This window comes from Saccharothrix sp. ALI-22-I (assembly GCF_001984175.1).
GTDB lineage: Bacteria > Actinomycetota > Actinomycetes > Mycobacteriales > Pseudonocardiaceae > Actinosynnema.
Map to the genome: position 1 here is coordinate 747,627 of NZ_MTQP01000068.1, position 19,911 is coordinate 767,537.

The 19,911-nt window shown below is 69.8% G+C and carries 19 protein-coding genes and 1 pseudogene; 15 read left to right on the forward strand and 5 right to left on the reverse strand.

Annotated elements, in window-relative coordinates:
* Positions 1 to 92: 92 nt before the first annotated feature.
* Positions 93 to 2,252, forward strand: a complete 2,160-nt coding sequence (locus ALI22I_RS40305; protein WP_179118519.1) for a putative bifunctional diguanylate cyclase/phosphodiesterase — start codon at positions 93 to 95, stop codon at positions 2,250 to 2,252.
* 53 nt (positions 2,253 to 2,305) lie between these two features.
* On the opposite strand, the gene ALI22I_RS40310 is transcribed toward ALI22I_RS40305, so the two are convergent.
* Together ALI22I_RS40310 and ALI22I_RS40315 are read right to left on the reverse strand one after the other, a co-directional pair.
* On the reverse strand, positions 2,306 to 3,283 hold the full coding sequence (locus tag ALI22I_RS40310) for an alcohol dehydrogenase catalytic domain-containing protein (protein ID WP_238598791.1): 978 nt from the start codon (positions 3,281 to 3,283) through the stop codon (positions 2,306 to 2,308).
* A gap of 41 nt (positions 3,284 to 3,324) precedes the next feature.
* The gene (locus ALI22I_RS40315; RefSeq protein ID WP_077010814.1) at positions 3,325 to 5,172 is read right to left on the reverse strand and encodes a glycoside hydrolase family 15 protein; all 1,848 of its coding nucleotides are present in this window, start codon (positions 5,170 to 5,172) and stop codon (positions 3,325 to 3,327) included.
* A gap of 72 nt (positions 5,173 to 5,244) precedes the next feature.
* Here ALI22I_RS40315 and ALI22I_RS40320 point away from each other — a divergent pair, with 72 nt between their 5' ends.
* Entirely contained in the window at positions 5,245 to 7,161 is a 1,917-nt protein-coding gene (locus ALI22I_RS40320) for a glycoside hydrolase family 15 protein (RefSeq protein WP_238598792.1), read from the forward strand.
* Between the two features lie 5 nt (positions 7,162 to 7,166).
* Here ALI22I_RS40320 and ALI22I_RS40325 read toward each other — a convergent pair whose 3' ends face one another.
* Complete coding sequence (locus ALI22I_RS40325; protein ID WP_077010815.1) at positions 7,167 to 7,367, reverse strand: hypothetical protein; 201 nt, start codon at positions 7,365 to 7,367, stop codon at positions 7,167 to 7,169.
* A 156-nt stretch (positions 7,368 to 7,523) separates the two neighbouring features.
* On the opposite strand from ALI22I_RS40325, the gene ALI22I_RS40330 reads away from it, so the two are divergent.
* The 9 genes and pseudogenes from ALI22I_RS40330 to ALI22I_RS40375 all read left to right on the forward strand — a co-directional run bounded on the left by ALI22I_RS40330 (position 7,524) and on the right by ALI22I_RS40375 (position 12,930).
* Positions 7,524 to 8,102: a DUF3558 domain-containing protein gene (locus tag ALI22I_RS40330; protein ID WP_077010816.1), complete on the forward strand. Its 579-nt coding sequence runs from the start codon at positions 7,524 to 7,526 to the stop codon at positions 8,100 to 8,102.
* 133 nt (positions 8,103 to 8,235) lie between these two features.
* Positions 8,236 to 8,625 carry a transcriptional regulator gene (locus ALI22I_RS40335; protein WP_143532679.1) on the forward strand — a complete coding sequence of 130 codons (390 nt, stop codon included), beginning with the start codon at positions 8,236 to 8,238 and terminating at the stop codon, positions 8,623 to 8,625.
* A gap of 35 nt (positions 8,626 to 8,660) precedes the next feature.
* Positions 8,661 to 10,010 (forward strand): PPE domain-containing protein, encoded by a 1,350-nt coding sequence (locus ALI22I_RS54905; RefSeq protein ID WP_083752352.1) that lies wholly within the window; start codon positions 8,661 to 8,663, stop codon positions 10,008 to 10,010.
* A gap of 86 nt (positions 10,011 to 10,096) precedes the next feature.
* Positions 10,097 to 10,903 (forward strand): ESX secretion-associated protein EspG, encoded by an 807-nt coding sequence (locus ALI22I_RS40345; protein ID WP_077010819.1) that lies wholly within the window; start codon positions 10,097 to 10,099, stop codon positions 10,901 to 10,903.
* 42 nt (positions 10,904 to 10,945) lie between these two features.
* Positions 10,946 to 11,254, forward strand: a pseudogene (locus tag ALI22I_RS55755) (glycosyl hydrolase family 28-related protein); the annotation flags it as partial.
* A 178-nt stretch (positions 11,255 to 11,432) separates the two neighbouring features.
* A complete protein-coding gene (locus ALI22I_RS52585) occupies positions 11,433 to 11,816 on the forward strand; it encodes a hypothetical protein (protein ID WP_202971163.1) in 384 nt (127 codons plus the stop codon).
* A 9-nt stretch (positions 11,817 to 11,825) separates the two neighbouring features.
* The gene (locus ALI22I_RS40365; RefSeq protein WP_077010823.1) at positions 11,826 to 12,203 is read left to right on the forward strand and encodes a sterol carrier family protein; all 378 of its coding nucleotides are present in this window, start codon (positions 11,826 to 11,828) and stop codon (positions 12,201 to 12,203) included.
* A 14-nt stretch (positions 12,204 to 12,217) separates the two neighbouring features.
* Positions 12,218 to 12,565: a hypothetical protein gene (locus tag ALI22I_RS40370; protein WP_077010824.1), complete on the forward strand. Its 348-nt coding sequence runs from the start codon at positions 12,218 to 12,220 to the stop codon at positions 12,563 to 12,565.
* Positions 12,562 to 12,930 carry a hypothetical protein gene (locus ALI22I_RS40375; protein WP_238598793.1) on the forward strand — a complete coding sequence of 123 codons (369 nt, stop codon included), beginning with the start codon at positions 12,562 to 12,564 and terminating at the stop codon, positions 12,928 to 12,930. The genes ALI22I_RS40370 and ALI22I_RS40375 overlap by 4 nt, the downstream gene beginning before the upstream one ends.
* On the opposite strand, the gene ALI22I_RS40380 is transcribed toward ALI22I_RS40375, so the two are convergent.
* Positions 12,927 to 14,909 (reverse strand): alpha/beta hydrolase, encoded by a 1,983-nt coding sequence (locus ALI22I_RS40380; RefSeq protein WP_077010825.1) that lies wholly within the window; start codon positions 14,907 to 14,909, stop codon positions 12,927 to 12,929. The two genes, ALI22I_RS40375 and ALI22I_RS40380, sit on opposite strands and share 4 nt — an antisense overlap.
* On the reverse strand, positions 14,906 to 15,220 hold the full coding sequence (locus ALI22I_RS40385; RefSeq protein WP_077010826.1) for a hypothetical protein: 315 nt from the start codon (positions 15,218 to 15,220) through the stop codon (positions 14,906 to 14,908). The genes ALI22I_RS40380 and ALI22I_RS40385 overlap by 4 nt, the downstream gene beginning before the upstream one ends.
* Before the next feature lie 328 nt (positions 15,221 to 15,548).
* On the opposite strand from ALI22I_RS40385, the gene ALI22I_RS40390 reads away from it, so the two are divergent.
* The 4 genes from ALI22I_RS40390 (at position 15,549) to purM (ending at position 19,835) form a co-directional block, all read left to right on the forward strand.
* Positions 15,549 to 16,208, forward strand: a complete 660-nt coding sequence (locus tag ALI22I_RS40390) for a hypothetical protein (RefSeq protein ID WP_077010827.1) — start codon at positions 15,549 to 15,551, stop codon at positions 16,206 to 16,208.
* A 115-nt stretch (positions 16,209 to 16,323) separates the two neighbouring features.
* Positions 16,324 to 17,055, forward strand: a complete 732-nt coding sequence (locus tag ALI22I_RS40395) for a maleylpyruvate isomerase N-terminal domain-containing protein (protein ID WP_077010828.1) — start codon at positions 16,324 to 16,326, stop codon at positions 17,053 to 17,055.
* 104 nt (positions 17,056 to 17,159) lie between these two features.
* A complete protein-coding gene (purF, locus tag ALI22I_RS40400; protein WP_077010829.1) occupies positions 17,160 to 18,692 on the forward strand; it encodes an amidophosphoribosyltransferase in 1,533 nt (510 codons plus the stop codon).
* 81 nt (positions 18,693 to 18,773) lie between these two features.
* The gene (gene purM, locus ALI22I_RS40405; protein WP_077010830.1) at positions 18,774 to 19,835 is read left to right on the forward strand and encodes a phosphoribosylformylglycinamidine cyclo-ligase; all 1,062 of its coding nucleotides are present in this window, start codon (positions 18,774 to 18,776) and stop codon (positions 19,833 to 19,835) included.
* Positions 19,836 to 19,911: the final 76 nt, after the last annotated feature.

Here is a 19,911-nt window from a genome sequence, read left to right on the forward strand (position 1 = left end):
AGGCCGGATCGCGGGCCGCGCAGTCGGCCTAATTGTCGACCGCGGCCGGCGAGCGCCCGTATCCTCTGCGTTGTGGCGGTAGGCCGGCGGACATGACGGAACAGGTTGACCATCGGGTGGCAGCACCGGGCCGATCGAACCTCGACCCCGCCGTACTGGCCGGGGCGGAGTCCTTCGCGCGGACCTGGGCCACCGCGGTGATCGGCAGCAGTTACGTCCCGATGACCAGGGCCGAGGTCGCCGCACACCTCCAGGCGTTGACCGAGGTCCTGGTGCACGCGCTGCACGCCAGCCCGTTCCGCACCGCGCCCGGCTACGAGATCGGCGCGCGGCTGGTGGAGGCGCACTTCACCGGTACCGACACGCTGGGCCGCACCGTGCAGCTGCTCGGCGACGACCTGCTCGGCGAGCTGGGCATCCAGCCCGACGAGCTGATGCGGTCACGGCTGGCGGCGTTGCAAGGCGCGTTGGCCGCCGGGTACGCGCGGGCCCTGCGTGAACGGACGCTGGCCGAGCAGGAGGCGATCCGCGCGGCCGTGCTGGACGCCCGTGATCAGGCCGAAGCCGCGCTGCGCGCGTCCGAGGCGCGGTTTCGCGCGATGTTCACCGAGGCCGCGATCGGTATCGGCATCGCCGATATCGAGGGCCGCATCCTGGACGTGAACCAGGCGTTGCAGGACATGCTCGGGTTCAGCGTCGAGGAGATGCGGCAGTACAACATCCGCGACCTGATGCACCCGGAGGACGGCGGCAGCGTCTGGCGGCTGTACGACCAGCTCACCGCGGGCGAGTGCGACCACTACCGGGCGGAGAAGCGGTTCCGCCGCGCTGACGGCGAGCAGGTGTGGACGCACCTGACCCTGTCGCTGGTGCGCGACGACCACGGCGACCCGCAGTACCAGGTGGCGATGATCGAGGACGTCACCGACCGCCACCTGTTGCAGAACCGGCTGCGCTACCAGGCGTTGCACGACCCGCTGACCGGTCTGCCCAACCGCGCGCTGTTCCTGGAACGCCTCGGCCGCGTGTTCAACAACCGGGCACGTCACCGCGCCGGCCTGTGCTACCTGGACCTGGACGGGTTCAAGGTGATCAACGACAGCCTCGGTCACGACATCGGCGATCAGCTGCTGGTCGAGGTCGGCCGGCGGCTGGACCACTCGGTGTCCGGCGAGGGCAAGCTGGTGGCCCGGATGGGCGGCGACGAGTTCGTGATCCTGGTGGAGGGTTCCCAGGACACACAGGACATCGTCAATGTCGCCGACCGGGTGCTGCGGGAGCTGGAGTCGCCGATCCGGATCGGCGGGCACGAGCTGACCGTGTCGGCGTCGATCGGCATCGTGGAACGGGCGCTGTCCGGCACCACGGCCGCCGACCTGATGCGCGACGCGGACATCACGCTGTACTGGGCGAAGGCGGACGGCAAGTCGCGGTGGGCGCTGTACAACCCGGAGCGCAACGCCAAGGAAGTCGCCCGGTTCACGCTGTCCGCGACCATGCCGGCGGCGTTGGAGCGCGACGAGTTCTACGTCGACTACCAGCCGTTGGTGCGGCTGGAGGACAGCACCGTGGTCGGTGTCGAGGCTCTGGTGCGCTGGCAGCACCCCGAGTTCGGGCGGCTGGCGCCGGACCGGTTCATCGAGCTGGCCGAGGAGACCGGCCTGATCGTCCCGCTCGGCCGGTGGGTGCTGCGCAAGGCGTGCGAGCAGGCGCGGCGGTGGCTGGAGGAGTTCGGTGACGCGGCGCCGTTCGTCAGCGTCAACCTGGCCGTGCGCCAGTCCCGTGACCCGGAGCTGGTGCGGGACGTGAAGCGGATTCTGGACGAGTGCGCGCTGCCGCCGCACCACCTCCAGCTGGAGCTGACCGAGAGCGCCATCATGGGCACCGCCGACGAGCCGCTGGAGGCGTTGCGGGCGTTGTCGGACATGGGCGTGCGGATCGCGATCGACGACTTCGGCACCGGTTACTCGAACCTGGCGTACCTGAAGCACCTGCCCGTGCACGAGCTGAAGATCGCGGGCTCGTTCATGGAAGGGCTGCGTGCGGCGGACGAAGAGGACGCGGTGGACGTCCAGATCGTGTCGACTTTGGTGCAACTGGCCCACGCGTTGCAGCTGGGTGTCACCGCCGAAGGCGTCGAGACACCGGCGCAGGCCAAGCGCCTGCACCGAATCGGCTGCGACACCGGCCAGGGCTGGTTCTTCGCCAAGCCGATGAAACCGGAATCGATCGACGAGCTGCTGCGCCGCTGAAGTCGCGCCACCGACTTCAGCGCCACGGCCCCAGTGCCACGGACCCAGCGCCGCTACACCAGGTCTACGACCACCTTCACGTCGTCCTTCTCCTTCTCCAACGCGTCCGTGAACCGGTCCAACGGCACGCGCCGGGTGATCAGGCCGTTGAGCCAGGGGCGGCTGGCTTCGGACAGGGCCTCGGCTGCCGCGACGTAGTCGGGTAGGCCCGCGTTGACCGTGCCGACGATCGTCTTGTTGCCCAGCACCATCCCGTCGAAGACGCTCGGGTCCAGGGGTACGGGGTTGTGGTCGCCGGTGAGGCCCGCCAGCACCGTGACGGACGCACGACGTGCGCACTCCCAGATCAGCTGGGCGACACCGGTGCACTCGATGGCCACGTCCACATCGGCGGTGACCTTGGAGAGGTCCGAGTAGTAGGTGGCGCCCAACGTCGTGACCAGGTCCGGTTTGCGGCCGTCGGTAACGCGGTCGACCACGTGCACCTCCAAGCCCCGCTGCACGCCCAGCAACGCCGCCAACAGACCGATCGGACCGGCACCGGTGATCAACACCGAGCGCACCGGCAGGTGGGATCGGGCAGCTACCGCCTCTGCCTGCGCCCACGCCTTCGCCACCACGGACGCCGGTTCCGTCAGCACCCCCGCGTCACCCAACGTCGGGTCCAGCTTCACGGCGAACTTCGGCGGCACGGTCCAGCGCTGCATGCCGTAGCCGTCGATTTCCTTGATGCCGCGCTCGGTGTACTTCCCGTTGCGGCAGAAGTCCCACGCGTCCACGGCGCACGCCGGGCACGGCTCCGGATCAGGTCGGCGCACCACCCCGGAAACCAGGTCACCGGGCGCGAAATCCGGTGTGGGACTGCGGAGGACCCGGCCCAGGGACTCGTGGAACGGCACGATGCTGTCCCGCCCCGGCGGCAACCAGCCGAAACCGTCGCGGATGATCTCCACGTCCGTGCCGCACATGCCGACCAGCAGGCCCTCGACCAGCAGTTCGTCCGGACGATCGGGATCCTCCCGATCAACCACGCGAGACGCCGAAGGCTTACCCGGAACGACCTCCGCCGCCCTCACGCCGCACCGCCCCGGTGCCGCTCGTCACGGGTGTGGCCGCCGAACAGCACCGCGGCGCTGTTCACCAGCGCCAGGTGGCTGAACGCCTGCGGGAAGTTGCCGCACATCCGCCCGGTCTCCGCGTCGTACTCCTCGGCCAACAACCCCACGTCGTTGCACAGATCCACGAGCCGGTCGTACATCGCCAGCGCCTCCTCGCGTCGTCCGGCCAACGCCAGCGCGTCGACGTACCAGAACGAGCACGCCAGAAAGCTTCCCTCGACACCGGCCAATCCGTCCACTTCGGACTCGCCGTGGGACGTCTCGTACCGGTCCACCAGGTCGCCCCGCTTCAGCACAGCGGAGATCGCATCCAGAGTGCCGAGCACCCGCGGGTCGTCGCCGGGCAGGAAGCCGACCGCCGGGATCAGCAACGTGGCCGCGTCCAACTCCGTGCCGCCGTAGTACTGGGTGAACGCGCCCAACGACGAGTTCCACGCCTTCGCCAGCACCTCTTCGTGAACGGCCGCGCGCAGCTCGCGCCACCGTTCCACCGGACCGGGCAAGTCGAATTCCTCCACCGCCCGCACCGCCCGGTCGAACGCCACCCACAGCATCACCCGAGAGTGGGTGAAGTGCCGATCCGGCCCACGCACCTCCCACAGCCCTTTGTCGGGCTGCTCCCACACCTTCTCCAGGTGCCGCATCATCCCGCGCTGCATGGACCACGAGTCCGGCGTCTCACCCAGCCCGCGTTCCCGTGCCAGGTGCAGCGCGTCCATCACCTCGCCGTACACGTCCAGCTGCAACTGCCGGTAGGCCGCGTTCCCGATCCGCACCGGCTGCGCACCCCGGTACCCCGGCAGCCAATCGACCTCCCACTCGACCAGGTGACGCTCGCCGCCGATCCCGTACATGATCTGCAGGTCCGCCGGGTCGCCCGCCACGGCCCGCAGCAGCCACTTCCGCCACGCCGCCGCCTCACCGCCGCAGCCGAAGTTGTCGAACGCCAGCAACGTGAACGTCGCGTCACGCAGCCAGCAGTACCGGTAGTCCCAGTTGCGCTCACCGCCGAACGTCTCCGGCAGCGACGTGGTCGGCGCGGCCACGATCCCGCCGGTCGGCGCGTACGTCAGGCCCTTCAACGTGATCAGCGACCGGTGCACGGCCGCCGCGTGCGGCCCGTCGTAGTCGATCCCGGACGACCAGTCCAGCCAGAACGCCTCGGACCGCGCCACCTCGGCCAACGCGTCCACCGGCGCGGGCGGCTCGTCGGGGGAGAAAGCGAACTCCATCACCCACGACAGCCGCTCACCGGCGGAGATGGTGAACACGGCCTCGTGCGCGCGCACGCCCGGCACCCGGTACGGCAGCCGGTCCCCGTACAGCGCGACGGCGGACGGCCCGGCCAGGGCGATCACGCACTCCTGCCCGTCCCGCTCACCGCGTCGCACCCACGGCACCGAGTCGGCGTAGGCGAACCGCAACACCCACCGCAACTCCATCTCGACCTGCCCGGACACGCCCTCCAACACCCGCACCACGCGCGTGTCGGCGTCCCAGTCGTCCTGCTCCGGGGGCATGGTGTCGATCAACCGCACCACGCCGTCGACGGTCTCGAACTCCGTCTCCAGCACCAGGCTGCCGTCCCGGTAGGACCGGCGCACCGACACCACCTCGCCGGTCGGCGCGATCCGCCAGTGCCCGTCGTCCTCGGTGCCCAGCAGCCGGGAGAAGCAGGACGGCGAATCGAACCGCGGCATGCACAGCCAGTCGATCGACCCGTCCCGCCCCACCAGTGCCGCCGTCCGCAGATCCGACAGCAGCGCGTAATCCTCGATACGTCCTGGTCCGGTGTCTCCCACCCCGCCGAGGCTACGGATCCACGTTTGACCGTGCGCGGTGTTGTTCATCCCAAGGGCATGACCCCATTGGGTGTGACCCCGTTAGTCGCGGTGCTGTTGGCGAGCGCGTTGACCGTCCCCGGTCCTCCGGCCACTTATGCCCCGGCCGACAAACAGGGGTTCGGCACGGCACGCCAGGCGACGAGCCCGGTCTGGTTCACCCTCGGCCGCACCGGCCTGACGGAGGTCTTCTACCCCGATCTGAGCACTCCGGCGACACGTGACCTGCGGTTGGTCGTGGACGGCCGCACGGCCGAGGCGCGCACCGAACCCGTCGGCAGGTTGCGCTACCGGCAGGAGTTCCGGGGCGCCGGTTGGGGCGCGGAGATCACCTACACCACCGACCCGTCGCGGCCGACCGTGCTGGCCGACCTGCGGTTACACGCCGACCGGCCGGTGGACGTCCAGGTGGTCTTCGACCCGAACCTCTCCCGCGACGGTGATGACGACTCGGCCGCCGATCACCCCGAGGCGTTGCTGGCCTACGACGATCAGTCCGCCAGCGCCCTGACCACCGACGAGGGCATCACGTCGCAGGGTGCCACCGAGGGCAACGTCATCCAGACCGGCGCGTTGGGTGTGGACGGCGTCCGTGACCGGAGCACCACGTTGGCGATGGGCTTCGGCGCCACCACCGAAGACGCGTTGACCACCGCGAAGACTTCGCTGATCGAGGGTTTCCCCCGCCACTCGCGCCGCTACGACCAGGGCTGGGACGACTACCTGAAGGGCTTGGAGCGGCCGAAGAGCGCGGACCGCGACCTCTACGACACGTCCCTGATGGTGATGGCCGCGACCGAGGACAAACGCCACCCCGGCGCGTTCGTCGCCTCGCCGAGCTTCCCCTGGGCGTTCGGCTTCGACCGCACGATCGCCCCGGAGTTCGGCTCGTACGCCCTGGTGTGGCCGCGTGACCTGTACCAGGTGGCCAGTGCGATGCTCGCGGCCGGCGACCGGGCGGCGGCCGACCGCGCACTCGACTTCATGCTCGACGTGCAACAGCAGCCCGACGGCCACCTGCCGCAGAACACCAGGGTGGACGGCGAGCCGTACTGGACGAACATCCAGCAGGACGAGCAGGCCGCGCCGATGCTGCTGGCCTGGCTGCTCGGCCGCACCGACAAATCCACAGTGGACTCGCTGGTCGCGGCCGCCGAGTTCCTGATCACCCAGCCGGACGCGCCGTTCACCCAGCAGGAGCGCTGGGAGAACCAGAGCGGCTACTCACCGGGCACGATCGCCGCGGAGATCGCCGGTCTGGTGTGCCTCGCCGACCTGCTCCAACGCTCGGGCGACCCGCGTGCCGCCAAGTACCTCGCCATCGCCGACGACTGGGAACGCCGCCTGGAGGGCTGGACCGTCACCAGCACCGGCCCGTTCTCATCCGATCCCTACTACCTGCGGCTCACCAAGGACGGCCGACCGAACGCGGGCACCACCTACAACCCGGGCGACAATCACCCGATCGAGATCGACCAGCGCGCCGCCGTGGACCCGAGCTTCCTGGAGCTGGTGCGGCTGGGCGTCCGCCCGCACGACGACCCGGTCGTCCGCAACACCGTCGAGGTCGTGGACGAGCAGTTGGGCAAGGACCGGTTCTGGCACCGCTACAACGGTGACGGCTACGGCGAACGCGCCGACGGCGGCCCGTGGAACATCGGCCAGGGCCGGACCTACGGCAGGCTGTGGCCGATCTTCGCCGGTGAACGCGGCGAGTACGAACTGCTCGCGGGTGACACCGGGAGCGCCCGCCGGCGGCTGGCGGACATCGCCTCCACCGCCAACGAAGGCCGGATGCTGCCCGAGCAGGTGTGGAACGGTCGCGGCACCACGTCGGCGACGCCGTTGGCCTGGACGCACGCCCAGTACGTGCGGTTGGCGTGGTCGATCGACGCCGGTCGGCCGGTGGAGCGGCCCGCCGTGGTGGCGTGCCGCTACACCGGCTGCTGACTCGATCACCTGACCACACGGGCCGCGTTGTGCCCGAACACCTCCACGCTCGGCGTCACCCCGCCCAGGTCGGACGCCCGGTACCGGGCCGTCAAGGTCACGGTTTCGCCAGGCCACAGCGTCACGTAGTTGTCGCTCCAGTCGGTCGGCAGCACCTCCGACCCACCGACGCCCCGCCGCACGGAAACCCGCACGAAGAACGCCACCGAGCACGGCCACCAGCGGAACGACTCGTGGGCGCATTCCTGCTCCTCCCCGGGGAACGGGTGCGGGGCGGCGACCCTTCGTAAAGAAGGTTTCCTTTAAGTCGGTTCCTCGGCAATGCGTCTTACGGGTGACGTTGATCCGATACGTTGGTCCTCATGCGCCGTGTCGTGCCGCTCATTGCCGCTCTGGCCCTGCTCGGGGGCTGCTCGCAGACCATGAACGGGTCTGCCAGCGGGTCCGGATCCACGTCCACCGAGCAGACCTCCGGATCGGCCAAGCCGACCTCGGCCACGAAGGAACCGGCCAAGCGCCCGAAGACGATCAACATCGAGGGCATGGACCCGTGCACGCTGGCGACCGATGCCCAGCGCGCCGAGGTCGGCCTGAACCTCCCGCCGAAGCAGGACCCCGAGCCGGGCAGGCCCGGGTGCAGCATGAGCCGCGAGGACCGCACGTACTCCGTCGGCATCTACCTCGACAGCACCAAGGGCATCGAGACCTACACCGACCCGCCCCGGCCCAACGTCACGACGTTGCAGGTAGGCGGCTTCCCCGCGGTGCTGCTCGAGTCGACCACGGCCCTCGGCCTCGCCTGTTCGGTCATCATCGACGTCTCCGACGGGCAGTTGGTCGACGTGCAGGCCCACAGCCTCGGTGAAACGAACGTGCCAGCCCTCTGCCGGGTCGCCCAGCCGCTCGCGGGCGCCGTGGTGGCCAACCTCATGAGCAAGTAGCCCCAGTGGTCGGGAAGAACGAGTAGAACTACTCCCTTTGCACAGGGAACCGCTCACTCGCGTCATACATCAGAGCTAAAGTCGTCCCAGATGCACACGCTGGGGTATGTGCAGCACTGAGGAGGGGTGTGCCGTGTTCATCGCGGATGGTGGCGGGGGAATGTCGCCGACGACGCTTCCCGACTACGCCGGGTCGCAGCGGAAGCTGAGCGTCGATCCCTCGGCGATCCCGGACGCGCGCAAGGTGTTCTCCGATGCGCTGGAAAGGCTGGACGAAAAGTTGAGGCGGGCGGTCGCCGAACTGGAGGCGCGGCCGTGGGCGGCCGACCCGGTGAGCAGGGAGACCGCCGACCGGTTCAACCAGGACACCTTCGAGGCGGGCGACTCCGCGGGTCTGACGGCCCTCAAGGCATACCGCGACCAGCTCAAGGGCGTGGTCGACCAGCTCACCGCCATCGAGGCCGACTACCGGCGAGTCGAAGGCGACAACACCGCGTCCTGGGGACGCATCAACAACGGCTGACCTGCTGACCTACGCACCCGAGGGGGGCGAGCACGATGGGTGACCACCGCTGGCGCGGGTATGCCCACCCCGATCTGCACCGCATGATCAACGATGGACCGGGCGTTGCCGCGTCCCGTCCGCTGGAGGACTCCTGGAAGTCGTTGTCCGAGGCACTGGGCGAGATCGACACCTCCATCCAGGACGGTCTGGCCAAGCTCGGCGCGAGCTGGGAGGGCGAGACCGCCGACACGACGACGACCGTGTTGTCGCCGCTGGCGGCGTGGGCGGCGGACGCCCAGCAGGGTTCGACCACGATGGAGACCTCGGCCCAGTTGCAGGCCGACTACATCGCCAACGCGCGCAAGGAGATGCCCGAGCCGCTCCCGGTGACCACCGAGGCGCCGTCCCTGGGCGACAAGATCGTCGGCGGGCTGACCGGTCCGGTCGGCATGATGCACGTCATCAAGCAGCAGGAAGACCACGAGCGGCAGGAAGCGGCGCAGGACAACGCCGAGGCCAAGGCCGTCGAGGTGATGAACAACTACCAGTCCAGCAGCGAGTGGAACGCCGACACGCTGGGCAAGTTCGTCCCGCCGCCGAAGGTCGTGATCGACACGCCGCCGCCGGCGGGCGCGGGCGAGTACAACAACACGAACGCGAACTACAACACCTCGCAGACGTGGACGCCGCCGAGCGAGAGCGGCACCACGCGGACGTCGTGGGCACCGCCGACTACCGGCACCCCGGTCGCCCCGGTCACGCAGTTGCACGGCACCACGGGCGGTGACACCCGCACCTCGTGGGCGCCCCCGACCCCGACGCCGCCTCCGCCTCCGCCGCCGCAGGTCACTCCGCCGGTGAACACGCTGGTGCGGCCGCCCATCGGCATTCCCCCGATGCCGCCTCCCAACTGGACCCCGCCGAAGCCCCCGGGCAGCACGCAGGTCCCGCCGAGGGTCCCGACCGGGCCCGGCAGCCAGAACGTGCGTCCGGGTGTGCCGACCGGCCGGATGCCCGGGATGCCGGGTATGCCCGGTGGTCCGGGCACCAGTGGCCCGGGTGGTCCTGGTGGCATGCGTGGCGGTATGCCCGGTATGCCCGGTGGCGGTATGCCTGGCGGGGGTATGCCCGGCGCGAGTAACCCGGCCGGTATCGCCGGTCGCGGTGGCGCGCCCGGTGGCTTCGGTCCCGGTGCGGGCGGTCCCGGCGCGGGTGGTCCGGGTGCCGGCGGTCGTCCGGGTGCCGGTGGTGCGGGCATGGCCGGTGGGGCGGCCGGCGCGCAGCGCGGTGACGGCGAGGACGACATCGAGCACAAGGCAGCCGACTACCTGGTCGAGACGAACGACGTGTTCGGCGACGACCGGCTCGTCGCGCCGCCGGTGATCGGGGAATCACCGCAGTAGGAGATGTTCCGGTGCACGGGCTCGCGTCGATCTCGGCGCGGGCCCGTCTCCGGTCTTCCGGGACTGTTCAGGGGACGGGGATAGCGGTGACGTATTTCGGGGGGCCTGCGGAGCGGGAGCCGATCGAGCTCTCCGCCGAGGAGTTCGACGTGCTCTGGGAGCGCCTCGACCTGGGGCAGATGCCGCTGGTCATCAAGGTGCCCTCACCGGGCAAGACCCATCAGGAACGCGCTGAGCTGGAACGACGCGTCTGGGACGGGATCGGTGCGCGTGGGCTCGGCGGTCCGACCGGGCTGCACCCGGAGCTGGACTACCTGCTGCGGCTGTTCTCCCGGCCCGAGCGCGAGGTCGACGGCCGGGTGTGGATCGGCAAGAGCGTGCGGGTGCTGGCCGTGGCGAACGGTGACTTCGGCGCGGTGGCCACGTTGACCGACAACCGGTTGACCTTCCGGCGCGCGGCGGGCAGCGGCCTGCCGTCGGCCGTGCTGGGCGCGCTGCCCGCGCACCCCGCCGGGACCGGGCACTCGGTGACCATGCCCAGCACCGACCTGGAAGCCGCGGTGAAGAAGTCAGACGGCTCGCCCAAGAGCCTGGAGAACTCGCTGCGCGAACACGGCGTACGCCAAGAGGACGCCGCCACCCTGGTGAAGATGTTCACCGGACTCGTGCACACCGGCAACTTCGGCGCGGCGGCCCGCGACAAGTACGGCAAGCGCTGCCGACCGGACCGGGTGGTCGCGTTCTTCGATACCGAAGAAGGCCGCTACCTGCAACAACGCCGTGCGTCGAACGGGTCGGTGCCGTGGAGCACGTTCACCCCGACCGACTCCCGCAGGCTGGCCCACCAACTGGACGAACTGCTCGCCGAAGCGGTGCGCGCCGCGAAGATCTGATCTGGCGCTCGTGACCCACTCGGGGTTTCGGCGGACGCCTCCTCGGCCGTCAACCGGGCGATCGAGGACGTCGGCCGGCGCGGCGGCGGCACCGTGCTGGTGCCCGCCGGGACTTACCTGATCGAGGACATCGTCCGGATCGGCTACTCCGACGTGGTGCTGCGCGGGGCCGGCAGCGGTTCGACCACGTTATTCGCGCCGCGGTCGTTAGAGGAGATCGTCGGCATCAACCGCAGTCGGTACGGCAGCACGAACTCGGCCTGGGGGTACAACGGGTGGCGTTCCAGTGCGCTTGGGACTGCTGGGCGGATGATGTGTCTGTTGTGGACAGTGACAACGGTTTCCTCTTAGTGTCCAGCAAGGGTATTTCACTGTTACGCACTCGCGTCTCCGGGCGCGGGCAACACCACTCGTACGCGTGCCGTGAGCAGTCGCACGACAACCTGGTGGAGGACTTCGCCATCGGAGCGTTCACCGAGCCACCGACGCCCGGCTCCGGTCACCACGGCATCAACGTGGAGGGCTTGTCGTGCGGGAACGTCTGGTCGCGCGGGCGGATGGACGCGGGCACGTTCGACACCACCGCGGGCTGCCGTTCGGCAACGTGCGCACCGAGGTGACGGTGTTCAACGACGGCGCCCACGGCGGTTCGGCGGACGCCGGGCCGCTGTACGGGGCGAGGTTCACGCACTGGAACGTGACGGTGGCCAACGGGCGCGCGGGATGCGTGAAGATCGACCACGTCGCGCCGTGCAGCGCCACGGTCGGGATCAGCGAGGTGACCGAGTTCGGGCAGATCGACAAGCCCGACTTCACCGGCCCGCTGCACTCGGTCGCCGAGGCCTACGGCAAGACCGACGTGCACCCGCGCAACCTGCACCAGGCGCAACGCCGGCTGCGCGGGCGGCGTTAACCTGGGCGGATGCCGCCGAAGCCCGTTGACCCCCACGAGTTGCGCGCCGCGGTCGAGGCCGTGCTGCCCTGGCTGTCGGGCGAATCGGACCAGCCGGAACGCCCGCTCCTGGCCGCGGCGGTGCGCCTGAGCCTGCGCACGCTGGCACAGATCGCACCCGGTCGCAGCGTCGAGGTCCGGGTCCCACCGTTCGCCGCGGTGCAATGCGTAGCCGGCCCCCGACACACCCGCGGCACACCACCCAACGTGGTCGAAACCGATCCACGCACGTGGCTGGAACTGGCCGTGGGCAGACTCGACTGGGCGGAAGCGGTGCAAAACGCCAAGGTCACCGCATCCGGGAGCAGGGCCGATCTCTCAACCCTGCTCCCTGTCCTCCGCTTCTAGCTAAGCTCGACCCCGTGAAGGCGCTCAAGGCGTGTATGGCCGTTCTCGCGGTCGGAACCCTCCTCGTCGGTTGCGGGGGCAGCAGCGAGTGGTCGGGACAGGTCAAGTTCAAGGTCACCGACATCAAGCCGGACGAAAAGCTCGTCTCCGGAGCTACCTGGCCGGGCACGGTATTCCTGGAATTGGACCAGGAGCAGCCCGACGGACCCGCACCGATCACCAACGCATCGGCGAAGCTCACCGACGTCCCGGCCGGCATCGCCGTCGGAGACGCGCTGACCTGCACCGTGCACGAGCGTGACGACAGCAAGCTGGACGATGCCGAACCGGTGCAGGAAATCGGTCCGTGCCAGAAGTCATGAGCTTGCCGGCCAAGCTCGACCGCGTGAAGGCGCTCAAGGCGTGTGTGGCCGTTCTCGCGGTCGGAATCCTCCTCGTCGGTTGCAGCAGCGACTGGGAGGAAGATGTCCAGTTCAAGGTCACTCGGATCGTTCCCGAACGCCAGGTCACCCCTGGGCACACGTCTCCGCCGTACGTGGTCCTCGCACTCGACCAGGACGATCCCGATGGGCTCGTGTCGCTGAACACGGCAGGAGCCGACATCGACCAGTTCCCGGACGGGATCAAGGCCGATGACGTGGTGATCTGCAAGATCCGACAGGTCGAGAGGAACAACCTCGACGGCCTCGAAGCGGAGACGACCGTCGGCCCCTGCCGGATGGCCTAGAACCAGGACCCGACGGTCTTGTCCCAGACCTTGCCCGCGCCTTCCACCGCGTCGCGGCCGACTTCGACGACGTCACCGACGCCGCCGACCACCACGTCGAGGGTGTCGCTCACCACTTCCTTGCCCGTGTTGGCCAGTTCGGTGCCGGCTTGGGACCAATTGCCGTTCCAGGCCTCGCGACCGGCGTTGTAGAGCCCGGTGCCGGCGTCGGCCGCCAGGTCCGCCGCGCCCACGGCCGTGCCGCCGACGACGTCGATCACCGGGCCGACGCCGGGGATGTGCGAGCCGGGCAACGAGGGGCCGAGCGGGTTTTCGTCCCACTCCTGCGCGGTCACCGAAGCGCCGTTTCCGGTCGCGATCTTGGCGAGGTTGTCCACCGACTCCGAGCCGCGGTCGTAGTAGGCCGAGTGCGCATCCTTGATCATGGGCGAGTCCGAGGTGCCGAAGGTCTTGGCGCCGAACCGGTCGTCGTACGGGCCGATCGAGGAGCCGTCCTCGGTGAACCAGCTGGAACTCGTGCCCTGGACGACCGGGTCGTGCTCGGTCGCGCCGACGTAGACGTGGCCGGGACCGACCGAGAGCTGGTTGACGTTGGACGCGCCGACACCCGGCGAGCCGACGAAGGCGATGTCGTCGGCGGCCAAGCCGTTCATGCCCGCGTAGCCGACCGTGGTGGAGCCGTACGAGTGACCGATCACGGTGAGGTGCTGGCGGTTGCCCGCGGCCTCGGCGGCGGCGCGGTAGCCGTTGACGTCGGCGACCAGGTTCGCGCCACCCTCACGGGCCTGCGCTGGGTTGTCGACCTCACCGGGCGCCCAGCCGGGTGCGTCGTAGCCGAGCCACTGGATGGTGGCATTGCCCTCGGCGCCCATCTCCGCACGCAGGTTGCCCGCCTGACTGACGCTGAAGCTGTCGAGTTCCGAGCCGGTGCCGGGAACGGCGACCGCGAGGTTCTTCGCCGTGTCGGGATCGCCGTACGCGATGGCCATCCCGCCGTCACCACGCGGGCCGTACGGGTCGTAGGCCAGCACCCGGACGTCGCTGTCGGGCCAGCCTTCCTTGCGGGAGAGCGCGGTGGCGTCGTCGATGCTGCTCTGGGCCTTCTGCGCGTTCTCGGCCTTGGTGGCGGCTTCCTGTCGTTGCTCGTTGAGCGACGCGTACTGCTCGTCGTTCATGAGCTTGGTCATGTCGTCGGAGTTGTTCGGGTCTAGACCCAACTCCTTGGCCCGCTCGGCCATCTGCGCGTCGAGCTGGTCGCGCTGGGTGCCGAAGCGCTGGATGTCGTCCTGGATCCGAGCGCGGTTGGCCTGGTCGAGGACGCCGGACGGGAGGCCGCGCAGTTGGCCCAGTTCCTGGAACTTGGTGCGCAGCAGCTCGTCCTGCTGCTCCTTGGTCAGCGACTTCCACCAGGCGGCGACCTGCTTGGGGTCGGTGCCGGGGCCGGGCACGGTGGCGGTGGTGCGCATGGCGGCGACGGCGGTGCTCCAGCCGGCGTCCTTGCTCGCCGTCTCCTCGAAGCCCGGGCGGACCTTGGTGAGGGCGGCGGCGTAGTTGCGCAGGACGCCTTCGTAGCTGGTCTTGACGTTGTTCAGCTGTTCGTTGACGCGGTTGGCCAGGTCACGGGTCTGGGCCTCGTCCAACGCGGGAGAACGGCCGCGCCAGAAGTCGATCAGCTGGTCGGCGCTGCCGCGCATCTGGGTGTAGGCGCGGGATGCCGCCTGGACGATGTCGGCGCCGGCACCCAGCCGTTCACCCGCCACGGTCGCGGACTTCGTGGACAGTTCGGCGCGGGCGCCGAACTTGGTTGCGCTCTCACCCCGCCAAGCGGAGGTCGCGGTGGTGCCGCCGGCGGAGACGGACCCGCCCGCGCGGCTGAGGGCGCTCATCGCACCGGTGATGGGGTCGGCGGCGGCCGCGACGCGGCCCGCGTCACCGGTGGCCAACTGGCCGTACAGGACCTCGGGGTCGGTGTAGCTCACGCCATGCCCCCTTCGATGCCGCGGAACGAGGCGTGCGAGTCGTCGTCCACGCGCTGGTAGGCGTCGGCGTTCTCGTTGAGGCCGTCACCCGCGTCGCGGTACCAGGCGCTGCCCCGGCGCAGGTCGTCGGACTGCTCGCCGGACCACCTGGCCAGCGCGTCGACGAACTCCGCCGCCGCCGGCACCTGCCCCAACGCGTCGGCGTCCAGTCTGAGCATGGAGATCATCTCAGCACCGTCGCCCGTCGCGTCCGCGCCGTCGTGGAACTGCTTGGACGCCGCGCGCAACGTCTCTGGTTGCACACCGAACACGATTGCCCACCCTTCGTGCCACTAGCCGCTGGGAGTCCGACGCGCCGTCACCCGCTCCGGTTCCCACGCCCCACGGGGCAAGAAGGTCGATTAACACACCCGGCCGTGATCACCCGAAGGTGATCTTGCCGGCGTCGAACAGCAGTTCGACCATTGATGCATGACAATACTGATCCCGACGCCGAAATCCGTCGCCCTCGGAGCCGTCCGTCACGCGGCGGACCGAGTCCGGGAACTCCTGGCGACCCTTCTGGCGCCCGCCCCCTCCCGTTCCCGTCACTACGCGCCGTCAGCGCTGCAAATCCTTTGGCAGCGGTGCAAATCAGCCTTGAGCTACTGCGCGACCACGACACTCCAGACCCGCCCGGTCCGACATCCGGACCAACTCGCGACACCCCGTCGCGAGCCGCTCGACACACCCGGTTCGAGCCCCCTCCAGTCACCAACCCGAACGGCCCAACCCCATGAGGAGGTACGCCCGAATGACCACCACTGGCACGACCAGCCGATCCCACCGTCCGCCTGCACCACGACCGCCGACCTCGCCATCGACTGGCCACCTGTCATCGACTGGCCCACGGCGGAGCCGGAGCTCCGGGCCGACCACACCGACACCGGTTTCGCCGGCTACTTCGCGAAGCCCGCCGTCGTGAAGCCCGCCTTCGCGGAATCCACCGTCGTGAAGTCCGCTGTTCTGGAGCCCCTTGTTCCGGAGCCCGCCGTCGCGGAATCCGCTGTCCTGGTCACCGTCGTCGAGCAGACCGCTGTCCTGGAGGCCGTTGAGGAGACCGCCGTCCTGGAGACCCTTGTCGAGCAGACCGTCGTCCTGGAGGCCGTTGTCGAGGACGCCACCCCCGGCGAATACACCACCGACTGGGAATACACCCTCGGCGAGTACACCCCCGGTGATCTCGCCCGGTGGTACGACGAGGCCGCGGCGAGGCTGGACGCGGAGATCGGCACCAACTTCGCCAGTCGCCCTTGGTGACCGAGCCTGCGCCCGCGCCGGCGCAGGAGAGTGGGAATCTCGGGCTTCCGGCGTCGTGAGGTGGATCGGTGCGGCACGATGGCCGCACCGATCTACTCAAGCGGGAGGGCTGGACGTGCCAGGAGGTTGGACCACGCAGCGGTGGACCGAGGTCTTCACCGCGCAGGCGGCGATGTTCCGGGCGGCGGTCGGGAAGGCCGACCCCGCGGCCAAGGTGCCCAGCTGCCCCGGCTGGACGTTCACCGAACTGACCCTGCACGTCGGGCGGTTCCTGGAGACGTCGCTGGAGTACCTCCGCACCGGCAGCACGGTCCAGCTGCGCCTGCCCCGGCCGCCCGCCGACGTCCTGCCGTTGGAGTACCTGGACGCCCAGCTCGCCAAGGCGGCCGAACTGCTCCCCGCCATCCCGGGCAACCGGACGGCCTGGACGTTCTCGCCGTCCGCCCCCGACCTGGCCTGGGTCTGGCACCGGCGCATCGCGCACGAGCTGGACCTGCGCCGTTGGGACGCCCAAGCCGCCCTCCGCGAGCTGGTCGTGGGCGACGCGGACTTCGCGGTGGACGGTATCGACGAGGCGCTGACCACCCTCCTCGCCGCCAAGTACGCCACCGACGTGCCGCCGACGACCAAGGGCACCGCCCTCATCCAGCTCACCGACGTCCCCGAGGCGTGGGTGGTCACCTTCGCGCCCGGCGTCGTGCCGGAGGTGCGGGCAGCGTGGCCGGGCGAGGAGACGGACCTCCGGATCGCGGGTGAGGCGCAGCTCGTCTACTACGGCCTGTGGGGCCGCCTCCCCCTCAAACACGCCGGTGACGACCAGGTCTGGTACGCGCTCAAGCTCGATTAAGGGTGCGTTTGGTCACGCGACGGGGGTGCTGATGGGGGTGTTTGCACCCCCATCAGCCTTACACTCGGTGGTGCAGCCCGACCCTCGTCGCTAGGGAGCACCCGGTGGTCACCGACCAGCCCGCAACCGGCCGAACTGACCCCGACGTACAAGAAGAACGCGAACCCCGTGAGGAATGCGGTGTGTTCGGCGTCTGGGCACCCGGTGAAGAGGTCTCCAAGCTCACCTACTTCGGCCTCTACGCCCTCCAGCACCGCGGCCAGGAGGCGGCGGGCATCTCCGTCGGCGACGGCAGCCAGGTGGTGGTCTTCAAGGACCTCGGCCTGGTCAGCCAGGTGTTCGACGAGCAGGTGCTCCAGTCCCTGCGCGGTCACGTCGCGGTCGGCCACTGCCGCTACTCCACCACCGGCTCCACCACGTGGGAGAACGCGCAGCCGACGTTCCGCACCACGGCCACCGGCTCGGGCCTGTCGCTGGGCCACAACGGCAACCTGGTGAACACCGCCGAGCTGATGGCCAGGGCCCGCGAGGTCGGCGTCGACACCAGTCACGGCGCGACCACCGACTCCGACCTGATCTGCGGGCTCCTCGCCGCCCAGGCCGCCGACATCGGCATCGAGCAGGCGGCCTTGCAGCTGCTGCCGACCCTGCGCGGCGCGTTCTGCCTCACGTTCTCCGACGAGTCCACCCTCTACGCGGCACGCGACCCGCAGGGCGTGCGCCCGCTGGTGCTGGGCCGGTTGGAGCGCGGTTGGGTCGTCGCCAGCGAGACGGCGGCGCTGGACATCGTCGGCGCGTCGTTCGTCCGCGAGGTCGAGCCGGGCGAGCTGATCGCGATCGACGAGAACGGCCTGCGGTCCAGCCGGTTCGCCAACCCGGAGCCCAAGGGCTGCATCTTCGAGTACGTCTACCTGGCCCGCCCGGACACCACGATCGCCGGCCGCTCGGTGCACGCCACCCGGGTGGAGATCGGCCGCCGCCTCGCGGTGGAGCACCCGGTCGAGGCCGACCTGGTCATCCCGGTGCCCGAGTCCGGCACGCCGGCCGCCATCGGTTACGCCCAGGCCAGCGGCATCCCGTACGGGTCGGGCCTGGTCAAGAACGCCTACGTGGGCCGCACGTTCATCCAGCCGTCGCAGACCATCCGCCAGCTGGGCATCCGGCTGAAGCTGAACCCGCTGCGCGATGTGATCCGCGGTAAGCGCCTGGTCGTGGTGGACGACTCGATCGTCCGCGGCAACACGCAGCGCGCCCTGGTCCGGATGCTGCGCGAGTCCGGCGCCCTTGAGGTGCACGTGCGGATCGCGTCGCCGCCGGTCAAGTGGCCGTGCTTCTACGGCATCGACTTCGCCTCCCGGGCCGAGTTGATCGCCAACGGTCTGGACATCGACGGCATCCGCCGCTCGGTCGGTGCGGACTCGTTGGGTTACGTGTCGCTGGAGGAGCTGATCGCGGCCAGCGAGCAGCCCAAGACGCGGCTGTGCACGGCCTGCTTCGACGGCGACTACCCGATCCCGCTGCCCGACGACGCGCTGATCGGCAAGCACCTGCTCGAAGGAATCCGGGGCGTTGCCGGCTCGGCCGCCCCCGTCCTGACGAACGGGTACGGTGCCGAAGACGCCCTGCAACGGCCCTGACGGGCCGGTAGGCCGGGCGCGTGGTTGCCCGGAGAAGCAGATGCCGGAAAAGCAGATGCCCTGAATGTGGAGCACAGAGACGTGACGGACAGCGCCAAGGCGACCTACGCCGCAGCTGGAGTAAGCATCGACGCCGGTGACGAGGCGGTGGAGAAGCTCAAGCCCTGGGCGGCGAAGGCGCAGCGTCCCGAAGTGCTCGGCGGCATCGGCGGTTTCGCGGGGCTGTTCCAGTTGAAGCTCGACCGCTGGAAGGAGCCGGTGCTGGCGTCCTCGACGGACGGCGTCGGCACGAAGATCGCGGTCGCGCAGGCGTTGGACAAGCACGACACGGTCGGTATCGACCTGGTCGCGATGGTCGTGGACGACCTCGTGGTGTGCGGTGCGGAACCGCTGTTCATGCAGGACTACATCGCGATCGGCCAGGTCGTCCCGGACAAGATCGCCGCGCTGGTCAAGGGCATCTCCGAGGGCTGTGTGCTGGCGGGTTGCGCGCTGCTGGGCGGCGAGACCGCCGAGCACCCCGGCCTGATGGGCGCGAACGACTACGACATCTCCGGCACGGGTGTCGGCGTGGTCGAGGCGTCCGCCATGCTCGGCCCGGACCGGGTGCGCGCGGGTGACGTGGTGATCGCCATGGGCTCCTCCGGCTTGCACTCGAACGGGTACTCCTTGGCGCGGCACGTGCTGCTGGACATCGCCCGGATGCCGCTGGAGGGTCACGTCGAGGAGTTCGGCCGCACCCTCGGCGAGGAGATGCTGGAGCCGACCCGGATCTACGCCAAGGACTGCCTGGCGCTGGCCGCCGAGGCCGAGGTGCGGACGTTCGCGCACGTCACCGGCGGTGGCCTGGCCGCGAACCTGGCCCGCGTGCTGCCCAAGGGCCTGCGCGCCGAGCTCAACCGCGGCACCTGGACGCCCGCGCCGGTGTTCGCCCTGATCGCCCAGCGCGGTCGGGTGGAGCGCGAGGAGATGGAGAAGACGTTCAACATGGGCGTCGGCATGGTGGCCGTGGTCGCCCCCGAGGACGTCGACCGCGCCCTGGCCGTGCTCACGGCCCGCCACGTGCCCGCGTGGGTGCTGGGCGACGTGGTCCGCTCGGACCAGCCGGGCGCCGCCATGGTCGGCGACCACCCGCGTTTCTAGCCGCCTCCAAGACCTGAAATCGCTCTCGCGGCAACCTCCGCCGGTCGTCGATCCGTACTAAGCGGCGACCGAGGAG